This is a genomic window from Rhodococcus sp. OS5, from assembly GCF_056837585.1.
In genome coordinates this window covers 261198-278979 of record NZ_JBWWRK010000002.1, presented here as the reverse complement: position 1 = coordinate 278979, position 17782 = coordinate 261198, and the positions used below count along the sequence as shown (strand labels likewise).

At 57.3% G+C, this 17782-nt stretch carries 19 protein-coding genes; 15 read left to right on the top strand and 4 right to left on the bottom strand.

Translation table 11 applies throughout. The features are described from left to right. The first annotated feature begins 72 nt into the window (after nucleotides 1-72). The 11 genes from ACVZUB_RS31250 (at nucleotide 73) to ACVZUB_RS31200 (ending at nucleotide 10960) form a co-directional block, all read left to right on the top strand. Complete coding sequence (locus ACVZUB_RS31250; RefSeq protein WP_283568484.1) at nucleotides 73-864, top strand: IclR family transcriptional regulator; 792 nt, start codon at nucleotides 73-75, stop codon at nucleotides 862-864. A 283-nt stretch (nucleotides 865-1147) separates the two neighbouring features. Further along, entirely contained in the window at nucleotides 1148-2023 is an 876-nt protein-coding gene (locus ACVZUB_RS31245; protein ID WP_283568483.1) for a VOC family protein, read from the top strand. 7 nt (nucleotides 2024-2030) lie between these two features. Then, nucleotides 2031-3257, top strand: a complete 1227-nt coding sequence (locus ACVZUB_RS31240; protein WP_482628916.1) for an NAD(P)/FAD-dependent oxidoreductase — start codon at nucleotides 2031-2033, stop codon at nucleotides 3255-3257. A gap of 62 nt (nucleotides 3258-3319) precedes the next feature. Beyond that, nucleotides 3320-4618: an aromatic ring-hydroxylating oxygenase subunit alpha gene (locus ACVZUB_RS31235; RefSeq protein ID WP_283568481.1), complete on the top strand. Its 1299-nt coding sequence runs from the start codon at nucleotides 3320-3322 to the stop codon at nucleotides 4616-4618. Next, nucleotides 4615-5169 (top strand): 3-phenylpropionate/cinnamic acid dioxygenase subunit beta, encoded by a 555-nt coding sequence (locus ACVZUB_RS31230; RefSeq protein WP_283568480.1) that lies wholly within the window; start codon nucleotides 4615-4617, stop codon nucleotides 5167-5169. The genes ACVZUB_RS31235 and ACVZUB_RS31230 overlap by 4 nt, the downstream gene beginning before the upstream one ends. Nucleotides 5170-5253: 84 nt before the next feature. Further along, the gene (locus tag ACVZUB_RS31225; protein WP_283568479.1) at nucleotides 5254-5574 is read left to right on the top strand and encodes a non-heme iron oxygenase ferredoxin subunit; all 321 of its coding nucleotides are present in this window, start codon (nucleotides 5254-5256) and stop codon (nucleotides 5572-5574) included. 74 nt (nucleotides 5575-5648) lie between these two features. Next, on the top strand, nucleotides 5649-7271 hold the full coding sequence (locus ACVZUB_RS31220; protein WP_482628915.1) for an MFS transporter: 1623 nt from the start codon (nucleotides 5649-5651) through the stop codon (nucleotides 7269-7271). A 43-nt stretch (nucleotides 7272-7314) separates the two neighbouring features. Then, nucleotides 7315-8193, top strand: coding sequence for an alpha/beta fold hydrolase (locus ACVZUB_RS31215; protein ID WP_482628914.1), 879 nt, complete (start codon nucleotides 7315-7317; stop codon nucleotides 8191-8193). A 578-nt stretch (nucleotides 8194-8771) separates the two neighbouring features. Further along, complete coding sequence (locus tag ACVZUB_RS31210; RefSeq protein WP_482628913.1) at nucleotides 8772-9083, top strand: WhiB family transcriptional regulator; 312 nt, start codon at nucleotides 8772-8774, stop codon at nucleotides 9081-9083. Nucleotides 9084-9981: 898 nt separating this feature from the next. Next, a complete protein-coding gene (locus ACVZUB_RS31205) occupies nucleotides 9982-10353 on the top strand; it encodes a MerR family transcriptional regulator (RefSeq protein ID WP_482628912.1) in 372 nt (123 codons plus the stop codon). 115 nt (nucleotides 10354-10468) lie between these two features. Further along, the gene (locus tag ACVZUB_RS31200) at nucleotides 10469-10960 is read left to right on the top strand and encodes an Rv2732c family membrane protein (RefSeq protein WP_482628911.1); all 492 of its coding nucleotides are present in this window, start codon (nucleotides 10469-10471) and stop codon (nucleotides 10958-10960) included. A 203-nt stretch (nucleotides 10961-11163) separates the two neighbouring features. On the opposite strand, the gene ACVZUB_RS31195 is transcribed toward ACVZUB_RS31200, so the two are convergent. Then, nucleotides 11164-11487, bottom strand: coding sequence for a hypothetical protein (locus tag ACVZUB_RS31195; protein ID WP_482628910.1), 324 nt, complete (start codon nucleotides 11485-11487; stop codon nucleotides 11164-11166). Between the two features lie 82 nt (nucleotides 11488-11569). Next, nucleotides 11570-11803: a hypothetical protein gene (locus ACVZUB_RS31190; RefSeq protein ID WP_482628909.1), complete on the bottom strand. Its 234-nt coding sequence runs from the start codon at nucleotides 11801-11803 to the stop codon at nucleotides 11570-11572. A gap of 329 nt (nucleotides 11804-12132) precedes the next feature. On the opposite strand from ACVZUB_RS31190, the gene ACVZUB_RS31185 reads away from it, so the two are divergent. The 3 genes from ACVZUB_RS31185 (at nucleotide 12133) to ACVZUB_RS31175 (ending at nucleotide 13852) form a co-directional block, all read left to right on the top strand. Further along, complete coding sequence (locus tag ACVZUB_RS31185) at nucleotides 12133-12876, top strand: DsbA family protein (RefSeq protein ID WP_482628908.1); 744 nt, start codon at nucleotides 12133-12135, stop codon at nucleotides 12874-12876. Beyond that, nucleotides 12873-13454 (top strand): vitamin K epoxide reductase family protein, encoded by a 582-nt coding sequence (locus tag ACVZUB_RS31180; protein ID WP_482628907.1) that lies wholly within the window; start codon nucleotides 12873-12875, stop codon nucleotides 13452-13454. The genes ACVZUB_RS31185 and ACVZUB_RS31180 overlap by 4 nt, the downstream gene beginning before the upstream one ends. 221 nt (nucleotides 13455-13675) lie before the next feature. Next, the gene (locus tag ACVZUB_RS31175; RefSeq protein ID WP_482628906.1) at nucleotides 13676-13852 is read left to right on the top strand and encodes a hypothetical protein; all 177 of its coding nucleotides are present in this window, start codon (nucleotides 13676-13678) and stop codon (nucleotides 13850-13852) included. 68 nt (nucleotides 13853-13920) lie between these two features. Here the strand turns inward: ACVZUB_RS31175 and ACVZUB_RS31170 are convergent, their stop codons facing one another. Both ACVZUB_RS31170 and ACVZUB_RS31165 read right to left on the bottom strand, forming a co-directional pair. Further along, nucleotides 13921-16179: a heavy metal translocating P-type ATPase gene (locus tag ACVZUB_RS31170; protein WP_482628905.1), complete on the bottom strand. Its 2259-nt coding sequence runs from the start codon at nucleotides 16177-16179 to the stop codon at nucleotides 13921-13923. Between the two features lie 43 nt (nucleotides 16180-16222). Beyond that, complete coding sequence (locus ACVZUB_RS31165) at nucleotides 16223-17008, bottom strand: zf-HC2 domain-containing protein (protein WP_482628904.1); 786 nt, start codon at nucleotides 17006-17008, stop codon at nucleotides 16223-16225. A 61-nt stretch (nucleotides 17009-17069) separates the two neighbouring features. Between ACVZUB_RS31165 and sigC the strand changes: the two genes are divergently transcribed. Beyond that, nucleotides 17070-17642: an RNA polymerase sigma factor SigC gene (sigC, locus tag ACVZUB_RS31160; protein WP_482628903.1), complete on the top strand. Its 573-nt coding sequence runs from the start codon at nucleotides 17070-17072 to the stop codon at nucleotides 17640-17642. Nucleotides 17643-17782 lie beyond the last annotated feature (140 nt).

The following is a 17782-nucleotide window of genomic DNA, read 5'->3' as shown; positions in this document are numbered from 1 at the left end:
CTTATTGCACGGCTTACTCATACGTAGTCGCTGAGCGTTGATTCGACCTTTCAACAAAGGAAGTTCTGCAAAATGCACCCCTTCTACCCGCAAGTTGCCGACTCGGTCAGCCCGGCGACGATGATCGGCAGGGTGGCTCGCGTGCTCAGTGGTTTCGTCGAGGCATCCACCGACGAGCAACGAATAACCGATATTGCGCGCCGATCCGGACTACCCAAAGCCACCGTCTCTCGCATCGTCGCAGAGCTCATTGATCAGAATCTCCTCGAGCGTTCCGGGTCGGCGGTGCGCTTGGGAATCCGATTTTTTGAACTGGGCCAGCGCGCAGCCCGCCCGCAGGAACTGCGACGACTCAGCGTGACTCGCATGCTCGATCTCCGCAACACGACACGTCGAACTGTCCACTTGGCGGTTTTGGACGGTGCGGAAGTCGTCTACGTGGCAATTTTGCACGGAAAGGACCCCCCGCCCATGGCATCACGAATCGGAGGACGCTTGCCCGCCCACGCTACTGCAGTCGGTAAGGCATTGCTCGCCTTTGCTGCACCCCAAGTGGTTGACGGACTTCTCGCAACCGAATTGCAGCGCCTGAGTCCGCATACGCTCACCGACCGCGATGTTATCCGGGCTCAGCTGTCGGCCATTCGTGGTAACGGGATGGCATACGAGCGCGAGGAATCCGGGCTGGGAGTAGCTTGCGTTGCGGCACCTATCCGTATAGACGAGGGCACCGCGATCGCGGCGCTGTCCGTTAGTGCTCGCACGGACGAGGTTGCGTCCCCTGGCTTGGCGCACGCTTTGCGCACGGCTGCTTATGCACTTGGTAAAGAGGCGAGCCGAAACCCTGTATTTCGGACGGTTTAGTTCTCATGCTCGGTCCTGGGCCGATTGTGCTACACGAGGTAAGTCGCAGCTGCAATTGTGGAGAAAAATACTATGACCCAGTGGTGCAACATATTTGAAGTTTCGTTCAGTGGAACTGCCTGTTGATGAATGTCGGGAAAGTTGCAACTGTTCATGTAGTGGTCAGATGAAAGTGATCGTGGTGAACACAGCTCACAGATGCACCGAGAAAGACGAACACGACGGTTTGGTGCACACCCGAACCTGCCGAAATCAAAAGCCGGCCTGACGAAGTGGAGAACCGATGAGTGAGATCTCTGCCCTTGGATACTTGGGCATTACGACGACGGACTTGGAAAGCTGGCGAACGCTTGCCCGCGATGTGTTAGGTGCCGAGATCGTCGAAACCGAGCCGAACATTCTCGCCCTGAGAGTCGATGAGCGCGAGTGGCGCCTCCGAATCATGGCTTCCGACAACGATTCTCTCTCCTATGCTGGATGGGAGGTGCGGAACGAGGAGGCTCTCGAGCGGCTCGCCGATCGACTGCAGTCGAGCGGTGTCGCCTACAAAGAAGACACCGAGCTTGCGAAAGACAGAGGTGTCATAAGACTACTGACCTGCTTGGACCCGGATGGCAACGCGCTCGAGTTTTTCTACGGTGTTCGAGTACAGGAACAGCCCTTCACTTCACCGCTCGGCCATCATTTCGTCACCGGCACACAAGGCTTAGGACATATCGTCTTGTTAGTTGAAAACGAGCAGTCTGCGCGTGAATTTTACATGCGTACTCTGGGTTTCGAGCTAAGCGACGTGGTCGTCATGTCCGAAGATGTCCGCGTCTTCTTCACCCGAGTCAATGCACGCCATCACAGCCTGGCGTTCGGGCACATTCCCGGCAATCCTGGGGGCTTTGCACATTTCATGCTTCAGGTCGATGACATCGATGCCGTGGGCATTGCCTACGACAAGGTGCAGAAGGGCGCGGCCGAGGTGACGCAGACTCTGGGTCGCCACAGCAACGATCAGATGCTGTCGTTCTACATGCGGTCTCCTTCGAACTTCGAGATCGAGTTCGGAACACAGGGCCTCGAGGTCGACGACGCATCGTGGTCCGTGAAGAGATTCGACCGACCGAGCATCTGGGGACACGAAGTCCTCGGCACTGGCCCCGTGATCTGACAAAACGATGCGATCTATTGGAATCATCGGCGCCGGTTTGGCAGGTGTCACATTGGCGCGCACACTGCGACACCGCGGATACGACGGCGCTCTGCATCTTGTCGGCGACGAGCCCGAGTTGCCCTACGACAGGCCACCCCTGTCGAAGGACTATCTGATAGGCACAAACAAGCCGAGTGACATCTGGCTGCACGAGCCGACGTTTTACGAGGACAACGCCATCGATCTGCGGACAGGCTCCACGGTTGATCACATTGCGATCGGCGAGGGCGCTATCCGATTGAGCGATGGTGAGTCTATCGCCGTGGACCAGCTGGTACTCGCAACGGGCGGACGTCCGCGCAGATTGTCGTTGAGCGGCTCAGAACTTGCGGGGGTGTCATATCTACGCAGCATCGCAGACGCGAACTCTCTCCGAGAGAGGCTGATTGATGCGGCTTCCGTGGTGGTGGTCGGCGGCGGTTTCATCGGCTCGGAGATCGCGGCAACGGCGCGAATAATGGGCAAGCAAGTCACCATAGTTGAGCAGGCTCCACGACTGCTGCCTCGGGTATTGCCCGCCGACATCAGCGATGTGCTTGAGGAAATTCACCGCGATCACGGAGTGCGAGTCCTGTGTCGACGCCATATTCAGCGATTCGGCGGGGATACCCACGTGCAGTTCGTCGAACTGTCAGGAGGGTTGCACATCGAAGCCGATCTCGTTGTCATCGGTATCGGCATGGAACCGAACGATGAATTGGCAAGCTCCGCGGGCCTGACTTGCACTGACGGCATCCATGTCAACCCATTCGGCATCACGTCCATACCGCAGGTCGCTGCAATCGGCGACGTAGCAAGGAGATTCGACCCAAACTCCGGTCGATCTGTTCGCTCCGAGCACTGGCTCTCTGCCCAGAATCAAGCCCTGCGGCTTGCCGACGCGCTTCTCGGAGCCATCCCTGATACGACGGAGACACCGTGGGCATGGTCGCATCAATACGACCACGACATCCAAGTCGCCGGCGACTGTGTCGACGCCGAGGCATCAATTATCCGAGGCAACCGAGACAGCAAGAATTTTTGCGCGCTCTACCTGCGAAACGGAAAAGTAGTCGGTGCCTTCGGACTTAACGCAGGTCGCGACACACGCGGAGCGATGCGACTCATCGAAAGTGGTGCACAGCCTACGATCGAAGAACTTCAAGACGCAGGTATGGACTTACGAAAGATGGCCACTGGACGATCCACCTGAACTCAATTCTTGCAAAACTCCGGCTTACACGTTAGAAAATCCGCTTTACAGAAAGGGATCCAATGACATACGACGAGGGTTCATTGAAATCCATGGTAAATTGGGAAGAGGGTCTCATCAGCCCGCAACTCTTCATCGACGAAGATTTGTACAAAGAAGAACAAGAAAAAATATTCGGTAGAGCCTGGCTTTTCCTTGCTCACGACAGCATGATTCCCAATGTCCATGATTTCTTCACTACTTACATGGGCGGTGACCCCGTTCTGGTAACCCGGCGCCCGGACGGGAGCGTAGGCGCATTTCTCAACGCATGCCGGCATCGCGGAATGCGAGTCTGTCGAGCCGAGGACGGAAACGCGAAATTTTTCACTTGCACATACCATGGATGGGCGTATGACAGCAACGGAAAACTCACCAATGTGCCCCACCTCGATGACGCATACTTCGATGAGTTGGACACAACAGCAAACGGGCTCATTCCGGTAGCTAAAGTCGAGAGTTACCGTGGCTTTATTTTCGGGACCTTCGACGCATCTGCACCGCCGCTTATCGACTATCTAGGTGAAATGAAATTTTTCATCGACGGAATCAGCGATCACTCTCCGGATGGAATCGAAGTATTGCCGGGCGTCATTAAATGGACGATCCACAGCAACTGGAAACTTGCCGCCGAACAGTTCGCAGGAGACGGATACCATGCTGTAACGACGCATGCATCGTCCATTATGCAGATGCGGGACTCGATTAACCCGGTCAATGGCGGGCAAGCGAGCTTCCCGGAAGGGCACGGCGTGTCCTATATGTTCAACGAAGATGCACGCTTCGATAACGAATCCCTCCAAGCCTATTATGACACCCGTAAGGAAGTGGGCCTCGATCGAGTAGGCGAACGTATTTCGCTGGTTGGCAACTACAATGTCTTTCCCAACTTTTCGGGACTGCTCAACGGGAACGACTTTCGAGTGTGGCATCCGAAAGGTCCAAATTCATTTGAAATTTGGAAGTTCTGCATTGTTGACAAGAATGCACCTGATGATGTGCGAAAAGAAGTCCAACGCACCTCAGGGATGACGGAAGGTGCTGCCGGAGTAGTGGAAGTTGACGACGGAGAAAATTGGGATCTCATTGGACGGCAGCTGGAGCAAGGCACGCAAGTCCGGAAAATGGCGTGGAATTACCAAATGGGTATCAACCATGAGGATGCTGTTCACAACGACTTCCCCGGTCGGCTCGGGTCACGATATTTCGGTGAAGGACCGCAACGATCGTTCTACCGTCGGTGGCTCGAATACATGACCAGTGATCAGTGGCCGCATCTCCCCACGCTTGAGACATCCGCTACTACCGAGGAAGCTCGATGACCCCCAGCACGCCTTTGCCTGTTACTGACCAACTCACAACGCAGATAGTCTTGCAGTATCAAGTTGAGCAGTTCCTGTACAACGAAGCCGCCCTGCTCGACAACTGGGACTGGGACAATTGGTTTGCGCTCCTCGCAGAAGATATTCATTACTACATGCCTGTTCGCACGAACAGACTCAGGCGGCAGTCCAAGCCCGACGATGAACCACGCGGCGCCTACCTCGCGCATTTCGATGATGATCTCTCTCGCATGCAAATGCGCATCATGCAGCGAAAGACTGGTCAGAACTGGGCGGAGGAACCACCGTCGAGAGCTCGCCACTTGGTGTGCAACGTGCAGGTGGACGCCACGGCTGGAGGCGATGACGAGATCGGAGTTCGATCCAACTTTATCGTCTATCGAAATCGAATGGATGTTGAAGAAGACCTCTGGGCCGGCGAGCGGAAAGATATCCTCCGAAAGACGACCGATGGGTTCTTGATCGCACGCAGGACTATCCTACTTGAGCAAAATGTCGTCCTGTCCAAAAATCTCAGCGTTTTCTTCTGATCGCTCGAACAATCGTTCGTATCGACGTCAGGCCTGCTGCAAGCCAGTTGCAGGCGAAGTGGGAATCAAATCGTAGGAGTCACGATGGAATCTACTAAAGCACGCTTGTGCTCATTCAGTGATCTTAAAGAGGGCGACGTGATCAAGGCGTCATCCGATCCCCCCATTGCTGCCTACCTGGTCAACGGCGAAGTGTTCGCTACATCAAATATATGTACCCATGGTAATTCGGAGCTTTCCGACGGATATCTCGACGGTGATCGGATTGAATGTGGTCTACATCTCGCCCAGTTTTGCATCAGGACCGGCGCCCCTGGCGCACCGGCTGCGGTGCCTCTCGCTACCTATAATGTCGAGGTGATTGACGGGGACGTTTACGTCGACCTCCCTGCGCAGCCGATCTAACAATCTTGTCGCGCTCGATGAGGCTTGAATCAGCAATTCCCGGAAAGGAACCGAGGTTATTCAGCATGCCCCAAGTGCATGATTTGACAGCCGAATGCGACCGGGACTATCCGCCGCCCCGAAGGCGACGCGCAATTTTGGTTGTCCTTACCATCAACCTGGTGATTGCATTCGGCGCGAACTCGACATTGGTCGTCGCTCTCCCCGCGATCAGCCGAGATTTCGAAGCAACCAATTCTCAATTGCAGTGGATTCTCGCCGGCTATTCGTTGTTTTTGGCCGCCTTTATCCTACTTGGCGGCCAACTCGCAGAACGCTATGGAACCCGCGCCATCATGGGGTTCGGCTTGTTGATGTTTCTCGGTGCGACCATGGCGGCGGCGTTTGTGACCTCACCCGATCATATGGTGATCGCGCGGTGTGTTATGGGGGTCGGTGGGGCGTTGATCATGCCGGGGACGCTGATGACCCTGGTGCAAGTGTTCCCTCCGGATCGCAGGGCCTCCGCGATTGCAATTTGGACTAGCTTCACCGGCCTCGCCGGGGGACTCGGACCGATAGTCTCCGGAACGCTCCTCGCTCGTTTTTGGCCTGGGTCTGTCTTCTTGATATTGGTTCCGCTGGTCATTGCCTCTCTTATCGGGGTCGGAGTAGTGGTGCCCCGCATGCCGGGATCGATACATCAACGCATCGATCTTTTCGGTACGTTGCTGTCATTGACCGGAATTGGTCTTCTGGTGTATTCATTGATCAACGCTCAACATGTCGGATGGTTGGTACCGCAGACGTTGATCACAATAACCGTTGCGCTTGCCTTACTGGCCTTGTTCATCGCATGGCAACGAGCGGCGAAGAATCCGCTTCTCGCCTTGGATCAGTTTAGCGATGCGCGATTCAGCGTAGGTTTTGGGATGATGATGATGGTGTTCGTTGCGTACTACGGAGTGCTGTACGTCAGTTTGTTGTGGTTGCAGACGGCACTTGATTACTCGCCCTTGGAGTCAGCCCTCGCATTGCTACCCTACGCAGTCGTGGTTATGGCACTGACACCTGCGACACCGAAAATAGTCAATCTTCTAGGTGGAAGACTGACCGCAGTCGTGGCCTCTGGTTTCTGTGCTCTCGGGTTTGGATCCTTCCTACTGCTCGACGCTCATTCTAGCTACTATATGTTCGGTATATCTGTCACTGTCTTCTCTATCGGTATGTCCCTGATAGTTCCTTTGACAACCAGTCTGGTGATGACAGCGTCTGCAGAATCGAGCAGATCGGGCGGAGCAGCCGCGATGACCAACATTTCGCGAGATTTGGGCAATGCTCTGGGAGTAGCGGTGTTCGGTAGCTTAGCCGTCACCGCCTATCACTCGGAAATCGCGCGTCCCGACGCGGATCGAGCCGAAGCCACCTATAGTTCTCCGATCGCAGCCTTAGCAGACATTCGATCCATCATGCCGGCTGAAACGATGAACCAAGCTGTGGCTCATATTCAGCGTGCGTATACAACAGGTTTCCACTGGGTCGCCGTTGCTGGCGCGATCGTGAGCCTAGTAGCGCTGCTTGTAGCTACAGTCTTTTTAAGATCAAAATATTCCGTGTCTCCTACTGTTTGCGTGAACGAGGTAAAACCTTCCATGTCTTCTCCATCATTGGACGAGGTTCCCTCCTGTAAACGTGAGAACAAAACCCCTATAGAATAAATCATGGTCGCCCTTTGATGTCCAAAGAATTGAGAAAAAGAAAATGTTTCATTCCAATACGCAAAGCGGTTTGCTGACATATGAAAACACTGAGAGTTACATCGATATCGATGGCCTCCGAATTCACTATCACGAGGCGGGAACTACCAATGGCCGAGTGGTGGTATTCCTCCACGGTGGAGGTCTTGGTGCCAGCGGTTGGTTCAACTTCCACCGAAATATAGAACCCTTCTCTGAAGAATTTCATGTCATTCTCATAGATATGCCGAACTATGGTGGCTCGGACTCGATAGTGTTAACCGACGTTGATGTCGCGCAGTTCGACGCACAAATTCTGTCACGATTCCTTCAAGAGAAGCGAATTGAGAAAGCCTCGCTCGTCGGGAATTCGAAGGGGGGCATGGATGCAATCGCTTTTTCGGTTCATCACCCCGAGCAGCTGGAGGCGCTAGTCCTCATGGGTAGTCATGCCGGCGCTTCCATTTTCGACCCAATGCCCGCGACGGGCACTGTTCTGCTCTTTGACATTTTTCGACACCCAACCAGGGAGAAGATGGAGCAAGTGATGCGACTCTTCTTCTTCGACGAATCGATTGCCGACGATGACTTCGTCGATATCCGTTGGAAAGACGCTTCGGAGGCCGATGCGCGCGGGCAGCGCGCAGCCATCGTGGAGAGTCAACCTCTCCACGTGGACTACACGTCGCAGTTGGGCGCAGTGCCCCATCCTGTCCTTGTTCTTTATGGCGCGCACGATCGGTTTTCGTCCTTTGACAGCAGTGCTTCACTGATGCGGAATTATCCAAACAGTGAACTGCATGTCTTCCGCAACTGTGGCCATTGGGTTCAATATGAATTGGCTGATGATTTTAATAAGATCACGACTCGATGGTTGGTCGACCATATCAGCTCGGGATTGTGAAAGAAGCGTAGAAATATCTCCTCGGGATCGCATTAACAGACGAATTTCACCGCTCTGGTAATTTCATAAACCGAGGTTCCACCGAATATTACAGAGGTGCGGATGTGAATTACAGCGCGTCGTTGAGGGCGCCCACCGTTTATATTGTTAGGAGTCTTGAACTCCTGCACGATGAAGTATTCGATAACCGTGAAAATGCAGTGCGGTTTGCATCCGCATTCTCCGACGCGTCAGTAGAGAACGCTCCAATTCGCAACGGTTCGGACCAGCTTGATGTTATTACCGAACGCAGAGCAGTTGTTAGTGAGGGAGTGGTTCTTGTCGATTCGACGACTACGACCCTGAATTTTCGAGACCGATCTGCGGGACTGTTCCTCCCCGACGCCGACGTGGAAGGTTACTACTGTGGGCTAGGACATCGGCATATTATTGCGTTCGGTAACGATAGGATGGTTGTTCTCGATCGAGCTCAGCGTGCGATCGATTCTGCTCTGCGTCTCGGTGATTCACTGCGCGATTGGTGAAAAAGCAGACATGAGCCCTCGATTTGCATTTTGTTCCAAAGGAATAGTGCTCTTATGGTGCGTCCCGTGACTTCACGAATACTGCGTCCGATCCCAGAGGGATGGGCATGGCAAGCCGAGGCGGAATGCCGGTTTTTTGGGGGCGAGCTTTTCTTCGCACCTGACGATAAGGATGAAACTGCTCACGCACGGGTACGCCGGGAACGCGCGGCCAAACAGATCTGCGATCTGTGCGCTGTTCGGATCCAGTGTTTGGATTTTGCCTCCCTGGTGCCGAACACATACGGAGTGTGGGGCGGCACCGCTGAGAATGATCGCCGCCGAGGTTGCGGTGGAAGGAAGACGACTGCAGCGCAACAACCGTAGATTCGGGTTATAGCTCACGGCGGGGCAATGTCCTCCTGGGGTATGAGTGCGAAGAGTCCGGGCCGAGGGGTGTTTCGTGCGTATCGCGGGACCTGTCAGGTAGCTGGTGAGCCGACAGCAGCGATCGTGGATCGCGGGCAGGAGAATGTTCGCCGCCGGCGGCCTTCGCGAATATCGAATGCTGTGCGACTGTCACGACCGCCAACGAGAATCTCACGCCGAGTTTTATTAGATGACGGTGTACCGAGTCAAGGGAAGCTGCGAAGTCGAGGACGAGGGCCGTTCGGGTTCATTTACCGACCTGTTGGCTGCGTTTTCCATTCATCGTAGGCCCTGGCGAGGGGTATGGGCTCGAAGCGCTTCCCCATGTTCGGCGCGGTGATCATCGATTTGAACGCCATGGTGGTGCGGTTCGCAGTCATTCACGTCACTCTGCTTTGTATAGTTGTGAGCTTCTTGACCGGCTTCGATTCGACGTTGCGTTGCGTGTTCTGATTGCGTGTGCAGTCACTAGGGCAGGAATCAGACCATCCGCTCGGACTCCCTTCCGTTGTATTCTGCGTATCGCATCCGCTCGCAATGGATGCGTCAAGGTCCCGTCGACCCTCCGAGTCGACGGGACCTTCTGCGGCCGCAGACCCTGTGATGGTGTGATCGCGTCGATTGAATTGCCGGTGACGGGGAGCCTAGTCCTCATGTGTTCGACCACTATTGAGCGCGCCCCGACGGACGGCATAGCGACGAGTCGAAGCGACTGGACAGCTGAAAGACGGCCTTCGGAGTATCGAGATGTCCTGAGACAGTTGAAGAAGAAGGTTCTCTCCGCAGCATCATCGAGGGTGTTCGGTGGTTTCGGGAACTTTCGTCCTCCGATTGTCGACCACTGTCATTGAAGGCGATGCGATCCAGAGAGGACGAAACTTTCCCGATGAACAGCGCTCAATTGGCCCACAGAGCTGGTGTGTCAGTCCCTACTCTGCGGCACTACCATCAGATAGGAATTCTCGCCGAACCTCCTCGGCTGGCAAACGGCTATCGACACTACGGGAACCACGACCTGATTCACGTTCTCCGGATCAAACGACTCTCCGCGCTGGGAATTCCGCTGAGCAGCATGGCCGAATTGGTCGCCGGAGACACCAGCGGGAACGGATTGCTCGACGAACTTGATCGAGAACTCGAATCGGCAATAATTCGTTTAAATCAGCAGAGACAGATGGTTTCTCGCGTGCGATCCCAACTGGTCGTCGAGCATGCGCGCGCAAGCTGAGTTGGTCGAAGCCTGACTGGCGTGACCGGGAACGACTGCTGTCCACGATTGCAGAACACTCGACGGTCGATGGTGCCGTGCTACTTCCGAGAAGGCCACAGCAGAGCGGGGAGTCGTGGACGGAAATTTGATCGAGTACCGAGATGTGCTCGCCGAGATCGAGAGACGCGTTCTCAAGCAGGCGTATCCACGGCTGACGCGGACGTTATTTCATTTTGCTCTCGGATGTATAGCTGTCGTGCTCGTCATGCCGCATCCAGGATCAAGCGCGATGTGGGGATGGATAGCGAATGTGTGCGGCGTCGAGCAGCAACCACTTCGGGTCTTGAGTTATACGTCGGTCTTCTTCGCGGCGACTTTTGCGGTCTTCGTTGCCGTTCTTGCGCGAGCGACCGGCCGAAACGTGGGAATGATAGTTGCCACGTGTGTGTGTCCGCTGTCGATCGTCTTCGGGGTACTCGCGGTGTGGTCACTCGATTCGCGAGACGAGAGCGCACTCGGCGATGTACCAAACATCGGACTGTTGATTTGTACCTCGACGCTGTCGATCATGACGGTCCGGTGGCTCTACATCGCCGCAGAATCAGTGCCTCGCCGAGGTCCGTAGATCGCAACTGCGCTATCCCGGGACTAACATAAGTCCGCGAAATGCTCTACATGTGAAGCGAATACGAAAATTGTCATCGATTCTGTGACAAGTTCGTGAGCGTCGCGTTGTAGGCATCGAGATCGGAATCGTGGGATTTCTCGCCGGGATCAAGTTCCAGCCCAGGACCATTGCCATCACGACAGATTCAATATAGGCCAAAGTCAGTGCAATGCAGTATCTTCGGACAACAAGCTCGACGTGATTGCCGCCGGTCTGACATGGGTGAATACCGACCAACTCACCCTCGTCATGACAGAGACGGCAATGGGGACCACGATTACGGCACCGTTTCCCAAATCGTGGTTCGGCCCTTCCCCTGCATTCCCGACCAACATCGGTGGTAGGACGGCGATTGCCGAGAACCCCGCAAGCCCGAGCAACGAATTCCACGACAGCGCGGTCCTGGTCCCCTCGGCAACGAACGCGGCCAGGACCGCCACGACGATCCATGCTTCCGGCTTCTCCGTCGCCTCGACCAGCGTCACACCGCACCGCGCCGAAACGCTTCACTCGTCGTCATTCCGGCTGAATCCGCTGCGGAAACCGGAACCAGAGCAATCGCTGCGATCAACCAGATTGCTGAGGCACGCTCGGCAACGAGAGCCCCCGCATACCCATCGGAATCGACCCTCCACGCAGAGGTCGGGGAAGCGAAGAAGACAGCGAAGCAAGTGAACCCAACGTCAAGCTTCCTGCCAGCACCGCCACCAGACGAAGAAACGCATACGCCAGAGTGGCGGCACGTCCGGGATCGGAGTTCCCTGCCGCGGCGTACGGCTCACCGCCGGCAAGCATCACCACAGTCGCGACGATCAGGCACGCAAGCACCCCCCGCGAACAGCAGATACTGAACTGTCGCCGCGGGTTTCGGCACACGATCATGCACGGCGTGATCCGACTCGTTCACTTCGTCTCCATCGATCCGGGATACTTCCGGCACCTGCGGCGGGCATCAACTGCTGGTCCCACGACAAGGGTCTGTCGAAAGCAGGCTACTACTGCGCGTAGTCGGAAATACACCCTCCGAGCGCAGCGAAAGTGCAGGTCAACTCGTGGGAACTTTTCCGCGCACTGAACCGACTTGTGTACGACAGAAGCATGACCACCCCCTTGGATCGGGAGTCGACCCGTTGAGCAAGAACACCGGAAAGAACACTGGACGTGCAAGCGTCAGCTTCGTCGAACAGAATCGTCGTGCAGACCGACGGCGAAACATACTGATCCAGATCGCGGTGGCAGCAGTGCTCATCGGACTTGTCGTGGCCATCGGAATCAGCGTCGTGGCAAAGAAATCCGCCAACGATGCGAGTTCCGCCCCGCAACCGACCGCGGTGAGCGAGAATGGTTCCATCCGCATCGGTCCAGCCGACGCGAGGGTTGTCGTCGAAGCAGTCGAAGACTTCCAATGCCCGGCATGCAAACAGTTCGAGGCGCAGAGCGGAACAACCCTGAGTGAGATAGCCAACAGTACGGAATCCGTTGCTGTGGATTACCGCCCGATTGCCATTCTCGACCGCATGTCCTCTACCGAATATTCGTCGAGGGCCGCCAACGCTGCCTACTGCGTCGCGGCGACCGACTCCGCAGTATTCGAACAATGGCATACGACGATGTTCGCGCAACAACCGCCGGAGGGCGGATCCGGACTGACCGATCCGCAGCTGGTGGAGATAGCAAAATCCGCAGGTGCGTCGTCGAACGATGTAGCGGACTGCATCACCGGAGGCAGATACCGGGAGACTGTGTCGGCGAACACCAATTCCATGCTCGACGAGGGAATTTCCGGTACTCCCACGGTGAAGGTGAACGGCAGCGCAGTCAGCGACCTTTCACCGAGCGGGCTGCAAGCTGCGGTAACCGCAGCACAGCAGTGAATCAGAAACCTCCCGCGCTCGGGCGGGGAGCAGCATGGTTTCTCGCCCTCGGCGGCGCCGCCGGACTGACCGCTGCACTGATACTGACCGTCGAGAAGTTCGCGCTCCTGGCGGATCCGAACTACGTCCCCTCCTGCAGCATCAACCCGGTCCTCTCCTGTGGCTCGGTGATGATCACCCCGCAGGCAGCAGCCTTCGGATTCCCCAATCCGCTGATCGGGATCGTGGCCTTCACCATCGTCGTGACTACCGGTGTACTCACGTTGGGCGGTGTGACGTTGCCCCGGTGGTATTGGGTTTCGCTGCTCGCCGGCACGACGCTCGGGGTCGTCTTCATTCAGTGGCTGATCTTCCAAAGTCTGTATCGCATAGGCGCACTCTGCCCGTACTGCATGGTCGTGTGGGCTGTCACTGTTCCGATCTTCGCGATCGTGACCCGCACTGCTCTCGGACACGCACCAAACGTGGCCGTGCGTTCGGTGATCAACTGGCGATGGACGATTGTGGCGCTGTGGTTCGCCTTGGTGTTCGTCCTGGTGTTCGTCCGCTTCGAGGACTACTGGATGACGATCCTCTAGTGAACTGGGACAACGACTGTCGGTGGTCGAACGAGTGCGACTTTGCCGCAATGACCGACCTGGTGATCGATCACCGCGGACGGGGCAGCATTGTCTGTCCACGATCACCGGTGGTGGCCAGACAATGACGCTCTCACCACTCACACCGTTGCAGCCCGAGCGCCATGGGAAAGCTGTCCGATGACTCGGCTCAAAGCCCTACGCGGAGAAAGAGTTCGGAAATGAACATCGGTCAGTATCTCTACATTGCGGTGATGATCATCTTGCTCATGTCCGCGGTCCTCGTCTCCAAAGGAGCCAGCGGGTGGAGGGACGGACGCTGGGTGACGGTCACGTTCCTCGTGTTGCTCTCGGCCGCAGTTGCCTTCCTCTACGGAGGAAAAGCGTTTCCCGCCTGATCGGATCGACCCTTCTCTCGGCCCAATAGCGTTCGGCGGACACCGAACATCGGCACTATGTTTTGTTTCTACCCGTTGAACTTGCGCAAACGTAGGCTGTTCGAGACGACGAAGAATGACGAGAACGCCATTGCCGCACCAGCGATCAGAGGGTTGAGTAGCCCCAGCGCTGCAATCGGAATTGCAGCGACGTTGTAACCGAACGCCCAAAACATATTGCCCTTGATAGTCCGCAGCGTCGCGCGGGCAAGCCCGAGAGCATCGGAGACGGCAGTCAAGTCGTCGCGGACAAGAATGATGTCGGCGGCGCCGATCGCTACATCTGTGCCGGCCCCGATAGCGAGACCCAGATCAGCGGTGGCAAGAGCAGGACCGTCATTGATACCGTCTCCCACCATGGCAACGACGTAGCCTTGATCTTGAAGGCGACGTACGACGTCGACCTTGCCGTCGGGCATGACTTCGGCGATCACTTCATCGATCCCGACCTGCTCGGCGATCGACTGCGCTGCATACGCGTTGTCACCGGTCAGCATCAGTGTTCTCAACCCCAAGCGTTGCAGTTGCTCGATCGCTGCCGGAGCCGACGCCTTGATGGTGTCCGAGACCGCAATCGCACCCCGCAGTTGACCGTCGATCGACGCGAAAACTACCGTATGCCCGAGGCTTTCACCGGCCCGCTGCGCACTCCGAAGCTCTGCAGGGACAGCAATGCCTTGGTCCTTGAACAATCGTGCGCGACCGACTTCGACCACGTGATCGTCCACCACGCCCCGCGCACCAAGACCCGGAAGAGCCATGAATCCCGTTACGGCAGCAAGCGTGCCGCTCTCACCCGAGCGGGCTGCTGCTGCGATCGCAATGGCAACAGGATGTTCTGATGCGTCCTCGACCGCTCCGACCAGTCGCAGGAATTCTGTGCTGTCATCGCCTTCACGAACGGTGATGTCTGCGATCGTCAGAGTGCCGTTGGTGACCGTCCCGGTCTTGTCGAACACCACGGTATCGACGCTCTTCGTTGCTTCGAGCGCGTGATATCCCTTGATGAAGATGCCCAGTTGAGCTCCGCGGCCGGACGCAACCATCAACGCCGTCGGGGTAGCGAGGCCAAGGGCACAAGGACATGCGATCACCAACACGGCGAGTGCGGCGCTGACGCTCTTGTCCACTGTGGCTCCGAACAACAGCCACGTGAGCAGAGTGGCGAACGAGATGGCGAACACGGTGGGGACAAACACCCCAGCGATGCGATCCGCCAGTCGCTGTAACTGGGCTTTGCCGGTCTGCGCTTGCTCGACAAGCCGAATCATGCCGGCGAGCTGGGTGTCGGCACCCACCGCCGCGGCCTCGACGATCAGACGCCCGTTCAGCGAGATCGTTCCACCGACGACAGCCCCGCCTTCGCTCACTTCGACCGGGATGGATTCGCCCGTCATCGCGCTCATGTCCACGGTGGAGCTGCCCTGCACGACGAGACCATCGGCCGCGATCACCTCGCCAGGGCGGGCAAGGAACTTCTGGCCTTCCTTGAGCTCGGAGACCGGAATCCGGAATTCGTCACCGTCTCGCGTGATGATGCACACGTCCTTGGCGCCCAGCGCCGCAAGTGCGCGCAGCGCGCCACCTGCTTTGAGCTTCGCCTTCGCCTCGAAGTATCGACCGGCGAGAACGAACACCGTCACGCCGGCGGCAACTTCGAGGTAAATGGAATCACTCGAGGTGATCGCTGCCCAGACCCCGTTGTGTTCGACCGAGGTCGAGGTTCTGAAAAATATCGCGTACACCGACCATGCGCTGGCGGCAATGACTCCGGTGGAGATCAAGGTCTCCATGGTGGCCGTGCGATGTTTGGCGTTCTTCCATGCCGATTTGTGAAATGGCCATGCCGACCAGAGGACGACCGGTGCAGCGAGAACGACCAGTGCCCACTCCCACAGTGGAAACCGCGTACCCGGTATCACTGCGAACATCACGGACAGATCAGCGAGTGGAACGAACAGGATGAGCGCGACGACCAGCCGACGAAACAGATCACGAATATGTGCTTCTTCGGGCTCGGTGGTCATCGACGCGCGATCGACGTATTCGGCGGCACCGTATCCGGCCACTACAACGACGTCGCACAAATCTTCGGTGCTCAATGTCGGCGGTGCATCGATGGTGGCGATCTGGGTGGCGTAGTTCACCGATGCGACCACCCCGTCGACCTTGTTGAGCTTTCTCTCGACGCGTGATGCGCAGGCTCCGCAGGTCATGCCGGACACGCTGAGTGAGACCCGCCGTGCAGGTCGCGCGATGTCCAAGGGGTCTGAGGTTTCCAGGGTCATTCGTTAAAACTCCATGTCCAAGCGTGGCGAATCGAAATCGGCGTCAAGCAGCAGGGTCGTCGGCCGACCTCAGATGTCCTCGACTACGCCCGAACTTCGCCCCAGTCGGTAGATCTGCGAGCTCGGAGAGCGGCGTCGGTACCGAATTGACAGTACGACCGGGTGGGGGAGTGCCCTGCTGACGGAAGTGTCGATTCGCTGCAACGACAGCAGCCAACCCCGCTACTACGAGCAGATGAGAAGCTATCCGTGAGAGCGTGACCTGACCCGAGATCGCATCCGAGATCACGAAACCGGTCAACACCATCACGAAAACAGACAGAATGGGCACCAAGCCTGACACCGTTCGAGTGCGAACGCCGGCCACCACAAGTGCGATACCGATCGCGATGTTCCAGGCCGTACTCTCGTTGAACAGATGAGCGCTCGTGTCGGGGGCAGCGGTCATACCGTCCGTACTGTGTGCGTGGCCGGCGAGCATCCCGAAGTGCACGCCGAATACTTGAGCGAGACCAAGCGCTGTCTGGGCGAGGCCGATCGTCACCAGGACCGCCCGAAGATGCATCCCGCCCGATATCCAGTCTCGGACACGGTGGGCGCGTTGCTGCTGCGCTTGTATACCTGCCTGCTGAAGAATGTCCTTCGTCAGATCGGGAGTGTGCATTGACGGGCGCACCTTGAGCAGGCGAGCCATCTCGACTGCACTGGCGTGCCAGGCGCAGCATTCGCGGCATTCCGTCAGGTGTTCGTCCACCCTCGCCGACGGCACCAACTCGCGTTCTCCGTCGATCCGCGCGGAGAGGGCCTCTCGAGCTACTTCGCAGTCCACATGAAGATTGTCGCGTAGGGCGGTCGGAAAGTTCCCGGTAGGTCCCGGCTATTGTCTGCTTGTGGCGAATCAGCAGGACATCGATGATCGGGTGACCGCGCTTGCTCTCGAAGCGGGACGCGGTGATGCACGCGCGTTGGAGGCGTTCATCCGCGAGACGCAGCGCGATGTGTGGCGTTTCGTCGCTCATCTGAGCACGGTGTCCAGTGCTGACGACCTCACCCAGGAGACGTTCTTGCGGGCGATCAAGAGCCTTCCCCGGTTCGCTGCACAGTCGTCGGCTCGGACATGGCTGCTCTCGATTGCTCGTCGTGTGGTTGTCGATCAGGTTCGCGCGGCAATGGCGCGTCCACGTATCGCGCACAGTGTCGATTGGACGGTAGCGGCCGATCAGCAGCGTTCTTCGGCGGGGCCTCGGTACGAAGAGATAGTCGAAGTGAACATGCTTTTGGCTGCGCTCGATCCCGAGCGGCGTGAGGCCTTGATTCTCACGCAGGTCCTCGGGTTGTCCTATGCAGAGGCTGCGCAGGTGGCGGGGTGTCCGATCGGGACGGTACGCTCTCGTGTCGCGCGCGCCCGTAGCGAACTCGTGGCCGCGAATCGATTGGGCGCGCCCGGAGAAGAACTCGCCTGACCCGTCAGCGTGCGTGACCTGATTCGGGCCGTACGTCGCGTAGGAACCGTGAGTGGTCAGATCCCCGCCGCATGCGCGCCGATGTTCGATCTGACCTCGGTGCGCTAGCCTCTCCTCGGGTTCTGGCCTTCAGACCCGAC

Coding starts and splice junctions, on each gene's coding strand:
- ACVZUB_RS31230 (WP_283568480.1), top strand. CDS start 4,615: ATGACCCCCAGCACGCCTTTGCCTGTTACTGACCAACTCACAACGCAG.
- ACVZUB_RS31215 (WP_482628914.1), top strand. CDS start 7,315: ATGTTTCATTCCAATACGCAAAGCGGTTTGCTGACATATGAAAACACT.
- ACVZUB_RS31175 (WP_482628906.1), top strand. CDS start 13,676: ATGAACATCGGTCAGTATCTCTACATTGCGGTGATGATCATCTTGCTC.
- ACVZUB_RS31210 (WP_482628913.1), top strand. CDS start 8,772: ATGGTGCGTCCCGTGACTTCACGAATACTGCGTCCGATCCCAGAGGGA.
- ACVZUB_RS31250 (WP_283568484.1), top strand. CDS start 73: ATGCACCCCTTCTACCCGCAAGTTGCCGACTCGGTCAGCCCGGCGACG.
- ACVZUB_RS31245 (WP_283568483.1), top strand. CDS start 1,148: ATGAGTGAGATCTCTGCCCTTGGATACTTGGGCATTACGACGACGGAC.
- ACVZUB_RS31240 (WP_482628916.1), top strand. CDS start 2,031: ATGCGATCTATTGGAATCATCGGCGCCGGTTTGGCAGGTGTCACATTG.
- ACVZUB_RS31225 (WP_283568479.1), top strand. CDS start 5,254: ATGGAATCTACTAAAGCACGCTTGTGCTCATTCAGTGATCTTAAAGAG.
- ACVZUB_RS31170 (WP_482628905.1), bottom strand. CDS start 16,179: ATGACCCTGGAAACCTCAGACCCCTTGGACATCGCGCGACCTGCACGG.
- ACVZUB_RS31235 (WP_283568481.1), top strand. CDS start 3,320: ATGACATACGACGAGGGTTCATTGAAATCCATGGTAAATTGGGAAGAG.
- ACVZUB_RS31205 (WP_482628912.1), top strand. CDS start 9,982: ATGCGATCCAGAGAGGACGAAACTTTCCCGATGAACAGCGCTCAATTG.